We start from the raw sequence: 16,264 nt of genomic DNA, 5'->3' as shown, positions 1-16,264 counted from the left end.
CGGGGTGCCCGCCCTCGCGGGTCGGCGAAATCACTGAATTCCCCTATCGGCGGCTGCCACAGCGTATGCCGTGACTAGCGTCTCCCATTGGGAACAAAATGGTATATTAATGTGTTTAACCGGACAAACTACTCTTGGAGGCGGTGTGAGCAGACTGGTCACGATGGCCGCGTCGGTCGACGGTAGACCGACGCTCGCCCAGGTGGATGAGATGCTGGCCGAACTGAGGTTGATGCCCCGCGATCAGGCCGTCACCGACCTGATCGACGATCTGCTGGACTACCGGTCGATGCTGCCCGCCTGATCACAACCGTGCCTCGGCGGCTGAGGCCCGACCGCCTCGCCGCCGGCAGGCGCCCGGACGGTGCGCCGGCCAGGCGCGCTCGCGGCAACCGCCGCGTCCTCTCCTGGCCGGCGCACCTTCTCCATTTCGGGCGAGCCCGCGGCGTTATTGGCCGCCCCCGAACGGTTGGCCGCCCGGGAACGGTTGGCCGCCCAGCTGTTGCTGCGTGCCCTGCTGGCCGCCGGCCATCGTCGAGCCGAACGGCTGCCCCTGCTGGGCGCCGCCGACGCCGACGAGCTCAAGCAGTCGCGTCTCGACGTACCGCGTGGTGTGATGGGACTTGTCCGCGATCCGTTCGATCAGATCGTTGACATTGCGGGCGAAGTCGAGGTCCACTCGGCTGACTTCCGCGAACTGGTCCAGAATGCGATACCTGATCTGCTGCCAGTTCTGCCGCAACTGCTGCTCGACCTGCTGGGCCTGCTGCTGCTCCATGAGCCGTCCTTTCTAATCGGAACCGCCGAGAACCTACCCTTCGCAACCAGTCGATTACTCCTTGAGCTGCTAAGGACCTCTTAGATCATTTCGAGGAGTTCGACGATGGTCGCCGGATGTCTGACCTGGGGGTTTTCCCGTGCCCGGGCCCAGGTGGGCGTGCGGCCCGGGCACGGAGGGTCAGGCCTCGCAGCTGGTCCTGGTCTCGGCGCTGCAGCGGTCGAAGCCCGCACCGCCGTTCGCGGTGTCGGTGCCGCCGTTGCCGGTCAGGAAGTCGTCGCCGGAGCCGCCCAGCAGAGTGTCGTTGCCGTTGCCTCCGGAGAGCCGGTCGGAGCCGGTGCTGCCGCTGAGGCTCGCCCGGATGCCGCCGGTGAGGCGCACGACGTCATCGCCCGCCCCGAGGCTGGCGCTGATTCTGGTGACGCCGGTGCACCTGACGACGGCCCCGAGCTGCGTGCAGCCCGTGCTCGCGGTGACCCCGTGCAGGACGGAGGAGACGGTGATCACCGAGCCCGAGCCGGTGATGTCGACGCTGTCGTTGCCGCTGGTGCCCACGACAAGCGCGACGCCATTGCTCACCGAGATGGTGGCGCCGGCGGCGTGGGCGGGCGAGGCGAGCGCCGCGGACGTGGCCAGCGCGGCGCCGGCCAGCGCGATCGCAGCCAAGGAACGGCGGATACGGAACATGGTGGAATCCCCTTCAATGGTGGGTTGGTCGCCCGGCAGTACGCGGCCGCCCACCCGTTCACACCACGAATGTGGAAAAGTACGGCTAAAACTCGCCTGACATGAGCTCGATCAGCCCGCCGGCCCCCAGTTCCGCCGCCGTGCGCAGCGCGTGCTCCGCATGCCGGTCGGCCGCCTCCCGCAGGCCGAGGACCCGGGCCAGCAGACTCAGCGGCCGGGTCATCGGCCACAGCAGCGGCGTGTTGTTCCCGGTCGCCATGCGGTCGGCGTACGGCAGCAGCTCCTCGTACAGCTCCGCGCATGCCGTACGGTCGCCCAGGTAGGCCCAGGCGACGCCGCGCACGCCCGCGTGCGCGAGCCACAGGAACGTCCGCCGGACTGGCGGCTGCCCGCGCCAGGGCCCCAGCAGCCGCCGCGCCTCCGCCACCCGGCCGTCCATGATCAGCAGGAGCGCCCGCACGTCGCGCACCGCCGCTCCGAGCGCCCCCGCCGAGGCCGTGTCCGCCTGGCGGGCCAGCTCCTCGTCCAGGTCACCCGCCCCGCCCAGCCGCAGTTGCAGCAGCCCGGCCAGCCGCGCCTCCTCCAGCCCCCACATCGACGTTGTCCGCTGCAACGCCGCCGTCTCCTCGAACAGCGCCCGCGCGGCCGGCAGGTCTCCGGTCAGCGCCACGACGCCGAGCCGCAGCCAGCCCAGGAACACTCGTGCGTACGGGACCGCGCGCCGGGCCACGGCGGTCGCCTGGTCGATGCGTTCGCGGGCCTCCTTGAAGCGCAGGCACTCCAGTAGCGTGGCCCCGGCCAGCCCGAGGCCGAGCACGCGCAGCTCGTCGTCGCCCGCCATGCCGCCGACCTCCGCCAGCTCGGTCGCGATCGCCAGCCGTTCCGCGGGCAGATCGGGACCGCGGATGGACAGGTAGCGCGTGTGCAGGGCCCAGCCGAGGAGCCTGCGGTCGCCGGACTTACGGGCCAGCGCCACCGCCTCGGCGCTCAGCGCGCTCCGGTGGGCGAGGGAGCCGTCCGGCAGGTAGTAGCTCTCCGCGGCGAGGCCGCCGAGGACGCGGCAGCGGTCCTGGAGGTCGAGCCCCGGCAGGGCGGCCAGTTCGGTGAGCGTGCCGATGAGCTCGGCGTCCCAGGCGCCGAACGGCATCATCGACGCCGGGTTGCGGTTCTCCGTGCCGGTGGCGGCGGTGAGCAGGCCGCGCCGGTAACCCGCGGCGGAGGCCAGGCGGCGGGCCTCGGCCAGCACGGCACGCCGCCCGAGCGCGTCGCCGACGCCGTGCAGGGCCTCGGCCAGCGCGAGCAGCAGGTCCACGCGGTCGGCCGCCGTGGCGTCGGGGTCGGCCTCGATCATGGGGCGGGCGCGTTCCAGCAGCTCGGCCGCCATGTCGTAGGCGCCCAGGCCGCCTGCCGCGCCCGCCGCCCGGCGCGCTGCCCGCCAGGCCCGGCCGGCGAACCCGGCCGGGGCCGCCAGGAACCAGTGATGCGCCACGGTGGCCAGGCGTTCCGGGGTGGCGCTGCCGGGCATTCGTTCGGTGGCCCGCGCGGCGGCGGCGTGCAGGGTGGCCCGGCGCAGGACGGGGAGCGCCTCGGCGAGGGCTTCCTGCACCAGCGCGTGGGCGAACCGGAAATGTCCGTACAGACCTGCCTCCACGAGGCCCGCCTCGATGGCCGGATCGAGCCGTTCGACCGCCGTGCGCAACTCGAGCCCGGCCATGGCCGCCACCACCGACCCCTCGAACTCCCGCCCGGCAACGGCCGCCCGTTCCAGCAGCCCGGCGGTGGGACGGGGGAGCGCGCCCACCCGGGTCCGCACGATGTCCCGCACGCCGAGCGGCAGCGCCGACCGCAGATCGCCGGACCTGATCAGCTCGGTCAGGAAGAACGGGTTGCCCCCGGTGCGGTCCCGCAGCGCCGCCGCGGATCCGGCGTCAGGGGCGAGCCGGGCGATCTCCCCGGTGTCCAGCCCCCGCAGGGGGAGCTGGACGGCGTGACGGCGGGCGAAGGACTCGCGCACCTGGTCGAGCGGCGCGTCGGTACGGGCGGTGCACAGGATCGCCATGGGCCGGCGGTCGAGCACGGCGGCCAGGTAGCGGAGGAGGCTGAGGGAGGAGGCGTCGGCCCAGTGCAGGTCGTCGAGCACGATCACCAGCGGGCGGCGGGCGGCCGCGGCCGTGAGCGCCCGCTCGGCAGCCCGATAGGCCCGGAACCGCTCCCCTTCCGGATCCCGCCCGGAGCCGGGACCGCGCCCGGCTCCGCGGAATTCCGGGTCCTCTTGGAGTTCCTCGGGGACCAGGCCGGCGAGTCGTTCCAGCACCGTGGCCCACGGCCAGAACGCCGGCGCGCCCTCGACCCCCGCACACCGTCCCACCGCGACCTGGAACCCCGCCGCCTGGGCGTGCGCGACGGCCTCGTCCACCAGCCGCGTCTTGCCGATCCCCGGCTCCCCGGTCACCAGCGCGAACCGCGTCTCGCCCCGCGCCGCCTCGGCCAGCAGCTCCCGCAGCGCGCCGAGCTCGGCATCCCGCCCCACGAACGGCAACGGCCCCCGCTCCGGCACGACGCCCCCGCGCCCCGACGACCTCCCGGGCGGACGCAGGGCCGGGGCCTGGGTGAGGATGTCGCGTTCCAGCCGCCACAGATCCTCACCCGGATCGAGGCCCAGCTCCTCCCGGAGCACCCGGCGGGCCGAGCGCAGCGTGTCCAGCGCGTCGGCCCGGCGTCCCGACCGGTACAGCGCCAGAGCCCGCAACAGCCACAACCGCTCGCGCAGCGGATGGTCGCGGGTCAGCGCTTCCAGGTCGCCCAGGATCTCGGCGTGCCGGTCCTGGTCGAGGATCGCGGTGACGCGTAACTCCCTGGCGCGGTCGCGGTGCTCCAGCAAGTGCGCCTGGGCAGGCATGGCGACGTCGCGCCCGTCCAGTTCGCCGTACGGGTCGCCGCGCCACATCGCCAGCGCCCGCGCGGCCAGCTCCTCCGCCGACGCCGCCGCGCCGTCGTTCAGCGCGCGTTGTGCCCGGGCGACGAGGTCGGCGAACCGGTTGGCGTCCACCGCCTCGGCGGGGAGGCGTAACTGGTAGCCGTTGGGCCCGAGGACCACCCGGCCGGAGCCCAGCACGCGGCGCAGTTTGCCCACGTACACGTGCAGCGCCGCCGCGGCCGAGGCCGGGCGCGCCTCGCCCCAGATCCGCTCGATCAGCGCGTCCGGCCGTACGGGATGCGGGTGAGCGAGGACGAGCGCCGCGAGCAGTGTGCGGACCTTGAGCGGTCCCAGGTCCAGCGGCTGCCCATCCTCGAAGGCAGCGATGGGCCCAAGAACGCAGATCTTCACAAATCTCCCGATTTAGGTTGAATTTAGAGCTGCTTTAGGGCGGATGGTGAGGCTGCTCCGCATGGCTTCCTTCGAGAGCTTGCATCAGGGCTCGCCGACATGACAACGCACTTATCCCTGGCGCACCGGTTCAGCCGTGGCAACGACGCCGCATTGGCGGAGATCTACCGCACCTACTCGCGCCCCCTGTTCTCCCTGGCCCTGAGCCTGCTGGGCGACCGGGAGCTGGCCGCCGAGGCGGTGCAGGTGGCGTTCATCCGCGCCTGGCGGGCGGCCGTCACCTTCGACCCGGGACGCGAGTTGCAGCCGTGGCTCTACGCCATCGCCCGCCGCGCCGCGACCGACGTGTGGCGCCGCGAACGCCGCCACCTGGACACCACGCCCCTCGACGACGCGCACCCCGCCCCGGAGCCGTCGTCCGACCACTCGTCACGGGTCCGGCAGGCGTTGAAGGAGCTTCCGCGCGAGGAGCGGGAGGTGCTCCTGCTGTCGTACTTCGAGGGCCTCACGCACCGGCAGATCGCCGACCGGTTGCGCATCCCGCCTGGAACGGTCCACAGCCGTGCCGCCCGCGCCCGCCGCCTGCTCGCCGCCGCACTGACGGAACACGGCCGCGCCGCCGATTGAGTGCCCGACGCGCCGTGGCGAGGTTTCGGCCCGGGTCGCGGAGGATGGTGGCATGAAGCACTACTTGCTGAGCATCCAGCAGCCCGACGGCGGCCCGCCCCCGCCTGAGGTCATCGAGCCGATCATGCGGAACGTCGCCGCCTTCAACGAGGAGCTGAGGGCCTCGGGAGCGTGGGTCTTCGCCGGCGGCCTGCACGAGGCGAGCGGGGCCGCGGTCGCCCGGCCCCGGAAGGATGACGTGCTCGTCACCGACGGGCCGTACGCGGAGGGGAAGGAGCACGTCGGCGGGCTCTCGATCATCCGGGCCGAGGACTTCGAGTCGGCACTCGAGTGGGGCCGCAAACTCGCCCGCGCGACCACGCTTCCGGTCGAGGTACGGGAGTTCCAGGGCGTCATGGACGATCACGTCGGCTGCGCGCCGGACTGAGCCACGGATCCTTCGCCCCGATGTCGATCCGGCTCGGCGCCGTTCGTCTAGGCGTTGAGAGACCGGCCACATGCCGGTGAAGACTTGAGGCAAAGGGGGAGTCCCATGACAGGACCGCACACGCTGGCGACCGGACTCGTGATCGGTGAGTCGCCGCGGTGGCACGACGGCCGCCTGTGGTTCGCGCACTGGGGCACACAGGAGATCCTGGCGGTCGGTCTCGACGGCAAGGCCGAGGTCGTGGGGCGGGGACGGCCCGGACTCGGCTGGTCGATCGACTGGCTGCCCGACGGGCGGCTGCTCATGACCGGCGAGGAGCTCACCCGGCGGGAGCCCGACGGGTCCATGGTCACCCACGCCGACCTGAACGGGCTGGCGGACGGGTGGAACGAGATCGTCGTCGACGGCCGCGGCAACGTCTACGTCAACGGCGGATGCGACTTCCACCCCGGCGAGGGCATCGCGCCGGGAGTCATCGCCCTCGTCACCCCCGACGGCTCCGTACGCAAGGTCGCCGACGACCTCGCCTTCCCCAACGGCATGGTGGTGACGCCCGACGACTCGACGCTGGTCGTCGCCGAGTCGTTCGCGGGCAGGCTCACGGCCTTCGACATCGCCGCCGACGGCACGCTGTCCCGTCGCCGGGTTTGGGCCGACGTCCCGGGTGACGGGATCTGCATGGACGCCGAAGGCGCCATCTGGTGTTCGGCCATGGACGGCGACAAGCACAGCGTCGTCCGCGTCCGAGAAGGAGGGGAGATCCTGCAGCGGATCGAGGTCGACCTGCCGTGCTTCGCCTGCATGCTCGGCGGTGAAGACGGCAGGACGCTCTTCATGCTGGTCGCGGCTTGGCGCGGGCAAGAAGGCTTCGAGGAGAACATCCACCGGCTGACCACGGGACCGCGCACCGGCAAGCTCCTCACCGCCCCAGCGCCCGCCCCGGGCGCCGGCCGACGAGGGTCACGGGCCCGCCGGCCACCGCCGGGTGCCGGAGCGGGAAGGCCATGGCGGCTTCGGGCAGTGTCACGCCGTGGGCCTCGCAATGTCGGCGATGCTGCCGGCACACGGCCACCCGACACAAGCCCGAATCGCTGCCGAGGCGGCGCGCTGGGCGGGACACTGGATGCCGGGGCGGGCGGCCTGCTTGGAGACCGCCCTGGCCGCTGAACCAGCTCCCTATCAGAGGGGAACCATCGTGGCCATCGCGATGACCTTCAGCTCACCCGTCCAGCACGCCCTGGACCACGTCTGCGAAACCCACTACACCCTGCAGAGCGATGGCTCCAAGCTGCCGCAGACCTCCGCGCCCGAGATCATCGCTACCATGCTGGACCTGCTTCAGGTCGCTCCCGGGCAGCGCGTCCTGGAGATCGGCACCGGATCCGGCTACTCCACCGCACTGCTGTCCCACCTGGTCGGCGACACCGGCCACGTCACTTCCATCGACATCGACGCCGACCTCATCCACCGCGCCGAGCAGCGACTGCGGGCCGACGGGTACACCAATGTCACCCTCCACCCCGGCGACGGCGCCACCAGCGCCGTCGACCGGCCGTTGGACCGCATCATCGCCTGGGCCAGCCTGGAGCACATCCCCGACGCCTGGGCGAGACAAGCCGTACCGGGCGCGATCATGGTGACTCCTGTCTTCGTCACGGAGCTGGCCAAGACGTTCCTCGTCGTCCGCGTCCACCGCGGCGAGCACGACCGGGCGCTCACCGCAGACCGGTTCCTGCAGGCGGGCTTCGTCGAGGCGTCCTCGTACGTCCTGGACCAGTGGATCGTCCCACCCCGCAGGGTGGACGCCCTGACCCACCGCGCCGACGGCAGGCCGTGGTGGCTGTCGGCGCCGTGGCTGCGCTCGGGCGGCGGCGACAACGGTCGTGAACTCCTCCACCAGCTCCAGACGGTCGGTCGCCAGGCCACAGGACCACTGGGAGACCAGGACGACGCGGCGGACTTCTATGCCTACCTTCTCGCCACCCGGCCCGACGGGCTGACCACCGCAGCCCTCGGCGAACCGCTCTGGCGCATCGGCGCCTCCACCCCCGCCGGCATCGCCCTGATCACCCCCCGCCAGGCGCACCACCAGCTGGCCGCCGGCGACCACAGCGCTACCGAACTGCTGACCACCTGGGCTCGTCAATGGCGCGACCAGGGCAAGCCCGGCCTCGACCGCATGCGTGCCGTCCTCCGGCACGGCCGCGACGGCTGGACGGTCCGCCCGGCCCTGACCATGGACCGCCCAGCTTGTCGCTCGCGGCCGACTGGCTGACCATCCGCCGCGGACGCTGAACGGCCACAGGGTCAGCGGGTTTCCACGGGCGGGTCGTTCCGCTGCCTGGACAGGCGGCCGGCGATGGCGGGGACCAGGCCGTGTGGCAGGAAGAGCACGACCACGATCAGGACCAGCGCGTACACCGCGTACGACAGCACGCTGGGCGCGTACGACGGCATCCCCGGCAGGCTGGCCAACTGGTCCAGCCCCTGCACCAGCAGGGTGATGGCCCCCGCCCCCACCACGGCGCCCCAGATCGTGCCCAGCCCGCCGACCACGGCCATGACGATGTACTGGATCGAGATCAGCACGGGGAACGACCCCGGCGCCACATACCCGGTGTAGAAGCAGTAGATGCCCCCGGCGAGACCGGCGAAGGCCGCCGACAGGGCGAAGACGACCAGCTTGTAGGGGCCCACCGGGATCCCCGACGACGCGGCGGCGGTCTCGCTGGTGGCCAGCGCGCGCAAAGCGCGGCCGGGGCGGGAGGTGATGACGTTGTGCGTCACCAGCATCACCAGCGCCAGCCCCGCCCAGGTCATGTACGCGTACGCGGCCGCGCTCCCGAACTCGAACGACCCCACCCCGAACTGCGGGATGCCCTGCAGCCCGATGTCCCCGCCGGTGAACTCCAGTTGCCCGGCCAGCGAGAGCAGGATGAGCTGCATGGCGAGGGTCGCGAAGGCCAGGTGGTGACCGCGCAGCCGCAGCAGCGGTACGCCGATCACGAGGGCGAAGACCGCGGCCACCACAGGGGCGGCCACCAGTCCGGCGATCGGCGGGACGCCGTTCAAAGCGAGCAACGCGGCCGTGTAGGCGCCGACGGCGTAGAAGGCGCCCTGTCCCAAGGACACCTGGCCGGCGTAGCCCATGAGCAGCGACACCCCGACCGTGACCATGGCGGCCAGGCCGAGCAGGATGTACACGGCCAGCGCGCTGTCGTCCAGCACCGCCGGCAGGGCGAGGGTGACGGCCGCGACCAGGGCACCGGCCACGAGCTTGATCATGTCGACTCCTGCCCGTACCCGTTCATGGACGACTCCTGTAGGGCCTCGTCACGTCGACTCCTGGGAGATGGCCGTGCGGCGGCTCGCTTGGACGATCATGACGACGATCATGAGGCCGAGCGCGATCTCCAACTGGTGGGAGCCGTAGCCGTACCCGGCCGCCATGGTCTCGGCCACGCCGAGCACCAGCGCCCCGGCCAGCGTGACCACCGGCCGGGTCAGCGCGCCGAAGACGGCCGCGGCGAAGGCGTTCACGATGAGCGTGACGTCGGTGTCGAACGAGATCGGCCGCATCGGCGTCACCAGCACCCCGGCGATGCCGCCGAGCAGCCCGCCCAGCGCGAAGGCCAGCAGGCCCATCCGCCGCACGTCGATGCCGACGACGCGGGCGGCGTACGGGTTGGACGCGCACGCGGTCAGCGCCTTGCCCAAATACGTGCGGCCGAAGAACAGCGCGAGTGCGACGAAAGTCAGCGCGGTCACCGCGATGACCAGTAGGTACTGCGTCTGGATCCGCGCACCTGCCACGGTCACCGAGCCCGCCAGCCCGGGGGCCGAGCGCGGCTGGTCGCCCCACAGCACGATCTCCACCGCGTAGGCCAGCACCCCGACGCCGAGCGTGACGATCAGCGACGACAGCGGCGTGACGCCCGGCTTGCCGATGGCCGCGAGCCCCGTCAGCAGGCCCGCGACCGTCGCCGCCAGCACGGCCGCCACCTCGCTCGCCCCGTGCGGGAGCCCGAGCCCGAGCAGCGACGACATGCACAGCCCCGCCACGACGGCGAACGTGCCCTGCGCGAAGTTCACCACGCCCGTCACCCGGTGGATGACGACCAGGCCGCTGGCGATGAGCGCGATCGCGCACCCGACGGCCAGCCCGTTGAGGAGGTAGGTGAGGAACGCGCTCATGTCGTCCACGCCGCCCCTGCGCGCATGCCGGTCCCGCCGTTCCAAGCTTTCATGTGATCGCACCGCCCAGGTACGCGCCGGCCACCTTCGGGTCCTCGGCGAGTTCCGCGCAGTCCCCCTCGGCCACAATCCGACTGGACTCCAGCACGTACGCCCGGCCGCACAGGTCGAAGGCGAGGCGCGCGTTCTGCTCGATGAGCAGCACGGTCAGCCCCTGGGAGCGGTTGAGCGCCGCCAGGTGCTCGGCCAGGTCGGTGACGACGTTGGGCGCGAGGCCCAGGGACAGCTCGTCCACCACGAGCACCGACGGGCGCGACATCAGGGCCCGCCCGAACGCCACCATCTGCTGCTCGCCGCCGGACAGCACGCCGGCCCGCCGCCGCCGGATCTCCGCCAGCCGGGGCAGCAGCTCATAGACGAAGGACGGGTCGCGCTCGCCGGAGCGCCAGCCGCCCAGCATCAGATTGTCCTCGACCGACAAATCCGGAAAGAGCTGGCGGCCCTCCGGGATCAGCGCCAGCCGGCCGCCGACCTCCACCGTCCCCGAGGCGGGTTTCAGCAGGCCGGCGAGCGTGTTGGCCAGCGTGGACTTACCCGCGCCGTTCGGGCCGAGCAACGCCACCATCTCGCCCTTGCCGACGCTGAGCGTGACGTGCTCCAGCGCGGTGGCGGCGCCGTACGAGACGACGAGGGCCCTGACGTCGATCATGAGGCTTGTCCGAGGTAGGCGGCGAGCACGAGCGGATCGGAGCGCACCTCGGCGGGCGGGCCGTCGGCGATGACCTGGCCCAGGTCGAGCACCACGAGCCGGTCGGCGAGCCGGGTCACGAACGCCACGTCGTGCTCGATGAGCAGGATGGTCAGCCCGTCCGCGCGCAGCTCAGCCACCAGCGCCGCCAGCCGCTCGCGTTCCTGTGCACGCAGCCCGGAGGCGGGCTCGTCGAGCAGCAGCAGCCGGGGCCGCGCGCACAGCGCGCGGGCCAGCTGGAGTGCCCGCTGCTGCCCGATCGGCAGCCGGTCGGCGGGTCGGTCCGCCCACCCCGTCAGCCCCACGCGCTCCAGAGCGGCGTCCGCATGCGTCGCGATCTCGCGCTCGTCGTGGTGGTGCCGCGGGAGCCGCAGGGCCGCCGACACGAAGCCCGCGCCGGTCCGCCCGTGCATCCCCACCATGACGTTCTCCCTGACCGTCATGCCGCGGAACACCCGGGCCGCCTGGAAGACGATCGACATGCCCAGCCTGGCCCGCCGATGCGGCGCGAGCCGGTCGACACGGTGCCCGAGGAAGGAGATCTCGCCGCGGTCGGCCGCCAGATGCCCGGTGATCAGGTTGAACAACGTGGACTTGCCCGCCCCGTTGGGCCCGATGATGCCGCAGACCTCGCCGTCCGCGACGCTCAGCGAGACGTCGCGGACGGCGTAGACGCCCCCGAAGGAGCGGGAGACCCCGTCGACCGCCAGCACGCGCTACCCCGCCGCGTTGACGGTCTTGGTGAGCTGCTCCATGGCCCACTCGGTCGGGACGAACTTGCCGTTCTTCACCGTGTTGACCGAGATGTACTCGGGGGAGAGCCCGGAGTGGTCGGTGGGGGAGTAGCGGAAGCGGCCGTTCGGCGTGATCAGGTCCATCTTCTCCAGCGCCTGCTGGATCTTGGTCTTGTCCGTGCTGCCGGCCTTCCTGATCGCCTCGAACAGCAGCAGGCTCGCGCTGTAGCCGTCCTGCGCGAACTGCGGCGGCGGGTAGCCGTGCTTCTGCTGGTACGGCTCGGCCATCTGCTCGATGACCTGCTTCTGCTTGCCGGCCGGCAGGAACTCGCCGACGACGCCGATGGCGCTCTGCACGGTCATGCCCTCGGCGGCGCTGCCCATCGGCTCCAGCCACAGCTTGCTGGCCTGGGACGCGGTCAGGAACAGCGGCGTCTTGAGCCCCGAGGCGACGTACTGCTTGGCGGCCGTCACGCCGGGCGCGCCGGAGCCCCAGAACACCAGAGCCTCGGCGTCGGAGTCGCGCACGTGCTGGAACATCGCGCTGAAGTCGGAGTTCGTGGTCTCGTACGGCTCGTCCACGGCGATCTTGACGTTGTACTTCGGCGCCAGCTCGACCATCGACTTGTGCCCGGACACCGAATAGGCGCTCTTGGAGTCCCACGCCACCGCGATCGTCTTGATGCCCTGGGCCTGGATGTACTGCAGGTAGCGCTCGGCGTACATGCTGGACAGGGCGGGCGTGACGAAGATGTACGACTTGATCGGCTCGACCTGCTCCTGCGCCGGCGCCAGCGACAGATACGGCATCTTGTCGCGCTGCGCCAGCGGCTCCACCGCGAGCGCCGAGTTGGAGAACACCGGCCCGATCAGCGCGTCGATCTCGCCCTTGATCTGGTTGTAGGCCACGATGCCCTGGTCGGGGGCGGTCTTGTCGTCTCGCGTGACGAGCTCCACCCTGCGGCCGAGCAGCCCGCCCTGCGCGTTGACCTGTTCGACCGCCAGCTCGACGGCCTTCTTGTCCTCGCTCCCGAGCGGCGTGTAGTTGCCGGTCAGGGAGACGATGAGGCCGACCTTGATCGGATCTTGGGCGCCGCCGCCCGTGTCACCGCCGCACGCGGTCAGGGCCAGCGTCAAACAGACCAGGGACGGAAGAAGCCTGCGCATCAGGACCTCCTGGGCCGATGTGGCCCGAATGTAGGCATGTACATTACGGCTGTCAATGCTTTGCCCAACATCCGGGGGAGGAGATTCGTGAGGCCGCAATCGGTGCTGCTCACCTTTCTCGGCGATCACGTGTACGGGCGCGGGATCTGCGTCGCCTCGGCCAGCTTCATCGAGGCCTTCGCCAAGGTCGGGATCTCGGAGGAGGCCACGCGCTCGACGCTGACCAGGATGGTCCGCCGCGGGCTGCTGCGCCGCCAGCGCTCGGGCCGGCGGATGTACTTCGGCCTCACCCCGACCAGCACCGAGGTGCTCAAGGACGGCGAGCGCCGCATCTGGCACAGCGGCGTGGTCAACGACGCCGACGAGGACCGGTGGACGCTGATCGGCTTCTCGCTGCCCGAATCGTGGCAGCGGCAGCGGCACGAGCTGCGCTCGCGGCTGATCTGGGCCGGGTTCGGCCCGCTGCAGAACGGGCTGTGGATGGCCCCCGGCGAGGTGGAGGCCCCGCGGGTGCCCGGGGTGGAGGTCAAGGTGTTCTCCGCCGAGCCGCGGAGGCCCACCGACATGCAGGCGCTGGTGCGGATCGCGTACGACCTGGGCGGGCTGGAGAAGCGCTACGAGGAGTTCTTATGCCGCTGGGACCGGGCCGATCCCGCGCCCGACGCGCCCGACGACCTGGCCCGCTCGCTCACGCTGCTCACCGGCTGGCTGCAGATCATCCGGACCGACCCGCGGCTCCCGCTGCGTTACCTGCCGCACGACTGGCCGGCGGAGAAGGCCCAGCGGGTCTGCCACACGCTGCACGAGCGGTTCAGGCCGGAGGCCGCGGCGATCGTCGAGCGGCTTCTCGACACGGTCCCCGACGAAACTTGGGCAGAACGGTGACAGCAATCGCATAGTGGCCTAACTTGAGCCCTGAAGGAGCACTGATGCGAAACCAGGGGCTTGGGTCGTGGCCCGCCCGCCGGGCCCGCATGACGCCCGACCGGGTAGCGCTGAGCTGCCGCGGCCGCGACCTCACCTATCGCGACCTGCGGGAACGGACGTATCGACTGGCCCGCGCGCTGGGCGGCCTCGGCGTGGGGCGCGGCGACCGGGTCGCCTTCCTCGGGCCGAACTCCCCCGCGCTGGTGGAGACGTTCTTCGCGGCCGGGCTGCTGGGGGCGGTGTTCGTCCCGCTCAACACCCGGCTGGCCACGCCCGAGCTGCGCTTCATCCTGGAGGACGCCGACGCGGCCGTGCTGCTGCTGGGGGAGGGGCGCGACGGCGACGGGCTGCCCGGCCGCCACGTCCCGGCCGCCGCCTACGAGGACCTGCTCGCGTCGGGCTCGCCCGAGCCGATCGACGAGCCGGTGAGCCAGGACGACGTGTGCCTGATCATGTACACCTCGGGCACCACCGGACGCCCCAAGGGCGCCATGCTCACCCACGCCAACCTCACGTGGAACGCCGTCAACCTGCTGGTCGACGTGCCGTTCGCGCACGACGAGGTCACGCTGATCAGCGCGCCGCTGTTCCACATCGCGGCCCTGGCCCAGACGCTGGTCCCGACCGTGCTCAAGGGCGGCCGGGCCATCTTGGAGCCGTCCTTCGACGTGGACCGGACGTTCGACCTCATCGAGCGCGAGCGGGTGACGGTGATGTTCGGGGTGCCGTCGATGTTCGGCTTCCTCGCCCGGTCGCCGCGCTGGGCGGGCGCCGACCTGTCCAGCCTGCGCCACCTGCTGTGTGGGGGAGCGCCGGTGCCGCTGCCGCTGATCCGGACCTACCAGGAGCGCGGGCTGACGTTCCTGCAGGGGTACGGCATGACCGAGACCGCGCCCGGGGCCCTCTTCCTCGCGGCCGAGCACTCGGTCGACAAGGCCGGCTCGGCCGGTGTGCCGTGCTTCTTCTCCGACGTCCGCCTGGTCACGCCCGAGGGCGCGGACGCCGGCCCCGGCGAGCCCGGCGAGGTCTACGTCCATGGCCCCAACGTCATGCCCGGCTACTGGCGGCGCCCCGAGGAGACCGCGAAGGTGCTCTCACCCGACGGCTGGTTCCGCTCCGGCGACGTCGGCGTCGCCGACGAGGACGGCTACGTGCGCATCTCCGACCGGATCAACGACGTGATCATCTCCGGCGGCGAGAACATCTACCCCGCCGAGGTCGAGAGCGTCCTGTACGGTCACCCGGCGGTCGCCGAGTGCGCGGTGATCGGCGTGCCCGACGACCGGTGGGGGGAGGTCGGCAAGGCCCTGGTCATCCTGCGGCCGGGCGCGACGGCCGACGCCGACGAACTGCTGAAGTATCTGGAGGGCCGGGTGGCCCGCTTCAAGATCCCGAAATATCTGGAATTCGTCCCTGAACTGCCCAAGAACGCGGCAGGCAAGCTGCTCAAGTCTCCGCTCCGCAAGCTCTACGGGAGTTGATCCGCCATGCGTACCACACCGCCCTTCCGCGCCGACCACGTCGGCAGCCTCCTGCGCCCGCAGTCACTGCTCCGCGCCCGCGAGAGCCTCGCCGGCGACGAGTTGCGGGAGGCCGAGGACGAGGCCATCAGAGAGGTGGTGCGCAGGCAGGAGGAGATCGGCCTGCAGAGCGCGACGGACGGCGAGTTCCGGCGGGCCTCCTGGCACATGGACTTCATCTACCGGCTCGGCGGCGTCGCCCCGGCCGCCGACGAGCGCATCACGGTGCGCTTCCACAACCAGCAGGGCGACATCGAGTTCACCCCTGCGGCGCTGCGGGTGCACGACCGGATCAAGCTGAACGAGCCGATCTTCGCCGACGACTTCATGTTCCTGCGCGACACCGTCACCACGGCGGTGCCGAAGCTGACGATTCCGTCGCCCAGCATGGTGCACTACCGGGGCGGGCCCGCCGCCATCGACCCGAAGGTCTACCCGGACGTCGAGGAGTTCTGGCGCGACCTGAGCGCGGCCTACGCCGAGCAGGTGCGCAGGATCGGCGCGCTGGGGTGCACGTACCTGCAGTTCGACGACACCAGCCTCGCCTACCTCAACGACCCCGCCCAGCGGGCCGAGCTGGAGTCGCGGGGCGACGACGCCGAGCACATGCACCTGCGCTACATCAAGCAGATCAACGCCGCCCTCGCCGCCAAGCCCGCCGGGATGACGATCACCACGCACATGTGCCGCGGCAACTTCCGCTCCTCCTGGGCCGCCTCCGGCAGCTACGACTTCGTCGCCGAGGCGCTGTTCTCCGAGCTCAAGGTGGACGGGTTCTTCCTGGAGTACGACGACGAGCGGTCGGGCGGCTTCGAGCCGCTGCGGTACGTGCCCAAGGGGAAGATGGTGGTGCTCGGGCTGGTCACGACGAAGCGGGGCGAGCTGGAGTCGAAGGACACGCTGAAGCGGCGCATCGACGAGGCCGCGAAGTTCGTCGACCTCGACCAGCTGTGCCTGTCGCCGCAGTGCGGGTTCTCCTCCACGGTGGAGGGCAACGAGCTCACGGCCGACCAGCAGTTCGCCAAGCTCCGCCTGATCGTCGAGACCGCGCAGGAGGTGTGGGGCTGATCGCCCGGTGCGTACGGCGTGCCCGCAACGGGAACGGCGTACGCGGTGCGCTAGGGTGT

Annotated in this window: 16 protein-coding genes; 8 read left to right on the top strand and 8 right to left on the bottom strand. The window is 71.5% G+C overall.

Going from position 1 to position 16,264, the window contains the following annotated elements; all coding sequences use genetic code 11:
* The first annotated feature begins 145 nt into the window (after window positions 1-145).
* On the top strand, window positions 146-304 hold the full coding sequence (locus tag ID574_RS18340) for a hypothetical protein (RefSeq protein ID WP_188190085.1): 159 nt from the start codon (window positions 146-148) through the stop codon (window positions 302-304).
* 144 nt (window positions 305-448) lie between these two features.
* On the opposite strand, the gene ID574_RS18335 is transcribed toward ID574_RS18340, so the two are convergent.
* The 3 genes from ID574_RS18335 to ID574_RS18325 form a co-directional block, all read right to left on the bottom strand.
* The gene (locus tag ID574_RS18335; protein WP_188190084.1) at window positions 449-778 is read right to left on the bottom strand and encodes a hypothetical protein; all 330 of its coding nucleotides are present in this window, start codon (window positions 776-778) and stop codon (window positions 449-451) included.
* 180 nt (window positions 779-958) lie between these two features.
* Window positions 959-1,444, bottom strand: a complete 486-nt coding sequence (locus ID574_RS18330) for a calcium-binding protein (RefSeq protein WP_223166819.1) — start codon at window positions 1,442-1,444, stop codon at window positions 959-961.
* A 106-nt stretch (window positions 1,445-1,550) separates the two neighbouring features.
* Window positions 1,551-4,793 carry an ATP-binding protein gene (locus ID574_RS18325; RefSeq protein ID WP_188190082.1) on the bottom strand — a complete coding sequence of 1,081 codons (3,243 nt, stop codon included), beginning with the start codon at window positions 4,791-4,793 and terminating at the stop codon, window positions 1,551-1,553.
* Window positions 4,794-4,892: 99 nt separating this feature from the next.
* Between ID574_RS18325 and ID574_RS18320 the strand changes: the two genes are divergently transcribed.
* From ID574_RS18320 to ID574_RS18305, 4 genes are all read left to right on the top strand, one after another.
* Complete coding sequence (locus ID574_RS18320; protein WP_188190081.1) at window positions 4,893-5,420, top strand: RNA polymerase sigma factor; 528 nt, start codon at window positions 4,893-4,895, stop codon at window positions 5,418-5,420.
* A gap of 52 nt (window positions 5,421-5,472) precedes the next feature.
* Window positions 5,473-5,847: a YciI family protein gene (locus tag ID574_RS18315; RefSeq protein ID WP_188190080.1), complete on the top strand. Its 375-nt coding sequence runs from the start codon at window positions 5,473-5,475 to the stop codon at window positions 5,845-5,847.
* Between the two features lie 105 nt (window positions 5,848-5,952).
* The gene (locus tag ID574_RS18310) at window positions 5,953-7,014 is read left to right on the top strand and encodes an SMP-30/gluconolactonase/LRE family protein (protein WP_223166818.1); all 1,062 of its coding nucleotides are present in this window, start codon (window positions 5,953-5,955) and stop codon (window positions 7,012-7,014) included.
* Window positions 7,015-7,042: 28 nt separating this feature from the next.
* Window positions 7,043-8,122: a protein-L-isoaspartate O-methyltransferase family protein gene (locus tag ID574_RS18305; protein WP_188190079.1), complete on the top strand. Its 1,080-nt coding sequence runs from the start codon at window positions 7,043-7,045 to the stop codon at window positions 8,120-8,122.
* Between the two features lie 32 nt (window positions 8,123-8,154).
* On the opposite strand, the gene ID574_RS18300 is transcribed toward ID574_RS18305, so the two are convergent.
* The 5 genes from ID574_RS18300 to ID574_RS18280 are packed head-to-tail and all read right to left on the bottom strand — an operon-like array spanning window position 8,155 to window position 12,690.
* Window positions 8,155-9,132: a branched-chain amino acid ABC transporter permease gene (locus tag ID574_RS18300; protein WP_188190078.1), complete on the bottom strand. Its 978-nt coding sequence runs from the start codon at window positions 9,130-9,132 to the stop codon at window positions 8,155-8,157.
* Window positions 9,133-9,180: 48 nt separating this feature from the next.
* Window positions 9,181-10,086, bottom strand: coding sequence for a branched-chain amino acid ABC transporter permease (locus tag ID574_RS18295; RefSeq protein ID WP_223166817.1), 906 nt, complete (start codon window positions 10,084-10,086; stop codon window positions 9,181-9,183).
* Between the two features lie 4 nt (window positions 10,087-10,090).
* Window positions 10,091-10,750, bottom strand: a complete 660-nt coding sequence (locus ID574_RS18290) for an ABC transporter ATP-binding protein (RefSeq protein WP_188190077.1) — start codon at window positions 10,748-10,750, stop codon at window positions 10,091-10,093.
* Complete coding sequence (locus ID574_RS18285) at window positions 10,747-11,502, bottom strand: ABC transporter ATP-binding protein (RefSeq protein ID WP_188190076.1); 756 nt, start codon at window positions 11,500-11,502, stop codon at window positions 10,747-10,749. The genes ID574_RS18290 and ID574_RS18285 overlap by 4 nt, the downstream gene beginning before the upstream one ends.
* A 3-nt stretch (window positions 11,503-11,505) precedes the next feature.
* Window positions 11,506-12,690, bottom strand: a complete 1,185-nt coding sequence (locus ID574_RS18280; protein WP_188190075.1) for an ABC transporter substrate-binding protein — start codon at window positions 12,688-12,690, stop codon at window positions 11,506-11,508.
* A gap of 87 nt (window positions 12,691-12,777) precedes the next feature.
* Here ID574_RS18280 and ID574_RS18275 point away from each other — a divergent pair, with 87 nt between their 5' ends.
* The 3 genes from ID574_RS18275 to ID574_RS18265 are packed head-to-tail and all read left to right on the top strand — an operon-like array spanning window position 12,778 to window position 16,205.
* The gene (locus tag ID574_RS18275; protein WP_223166816.1) at window positions 12,778-13,575 is read left to right on the top strand and encodes a PaaX family transcriptional regulator; all 798 of its coding nucleotides are present in this window, start codon (window positions 12,778-12,780) and stop codon (window positions 13,573-13,575) included.
* A 44-nt stretch (window positions 13,576-13,619) separates the two neighbouring features.
* Entirely contained in the window at window positions 13,620-15,098 is a 1,479-nt protein-coding gene (locus ID574_RS18270; protein WP_188190073.1) for an acyl-CoA synthetase, read from the top strand.
* A gap of 6 nt (window positions 15,099-15,104) precedes the next feature.
* Window positions 15,105-16,205, top strand: a complete 1,101-nt coding sequence (locus ID574_RS18265; protein ID WP_188190072.1) for a 5-methyltetrahydropteroyltriglutamate--homocysteine S-methyltransferase — start codon at window positions 15,105-15,107, stop codon at window positions 16,203-16,205.
* The last annotated feature ends 59 nt before the right edge of the window (window positions 16,206-16,264 follow it).

The organism is Nonomuraea sp. SYSU D8015 (genome assembly GCF_008065375.1).
In the GTDB taxonomy this organism is placed as follows: domain Bacteria; phylum Actinomycetota; class Actinomycetes; order Streptosporangiales; family Streptosporangiaceae; genus Nonomuraea.
This window is presented reverse-complemented; position numbering and strand designations above follow the sequence as displayed.

What these genes read in the sequence shown, in the direction of transcription:
- ID574_RS18280 (WP_188190075.1), bottom strand. Translation starts at nt 12,690, where the DNA reads ATGCGCAGGCTTCTTCCGTCCCTGGTCTGTTTGACGCTGGCCCTGACC.
- ID574_RS18265 (WP_188190072.1), top strand. Translation starts at nt 15,105, where the DNA reads ATGCGTACCACACCGCCCTTCCGCGCCGACCACGTCGGCAGCCTCCTG.
- ID574_RS18290 (WP_188190077.1), bottom strand. Translation starts at nt 10,750, where the DNA reads ATGATCGACGTCAGGGCCCTCGTCGTCTCGTACGGCGCCGCCACCGCG.
- ID574_RS18310 (WP_223166818.1), top strand. Translation starts at nt 5,953, where the DNA reads ATGACAGGACCGCACACGCTGGCGACCGGACTCGTGATCGGTGAGTCG.
- ID574_RS18315 (WP_188190080.1), top strand. Translation starts at nt 5,473, where the DNA reads ATGAAGCACTACTTGCTGAGCATCCAGCAGCCCGACGGCGGCCCGCCC.
- ID574_RS18335 (WP_188190084.1), bottom strand. Translation starts at nt 778, where the DNA reads ATGGAGCAGCAGCAGGCCCAGCAGGTCGAGCAGCAGTTGCGGCAGAAC.
- ID574_RS18270 (WP_188190073.1), top strand. Translation starts at nt 13,620, where the DNA reads ATGCGAAACCAGGGGCTTGGGTCGTGGCCCGCCCGCCGGGCCCGCATG.
- ID574_RS18320 (WP_188190081.1), top strand. Translation starts at nt 4,893, where the DNA reads ATGACAACGCACTTATCCCTGGCGCACCGGTTCAGCCGTGGCAACGAC.
- ID574_RS18300 (WP_188190078.1), bottom strand. Translation starts at nt 9,132, where the DNA reads ATGATCAAGCTCGTGGCCGGTGCCCTGGTCGCGGCCGTCACCCTCGCC.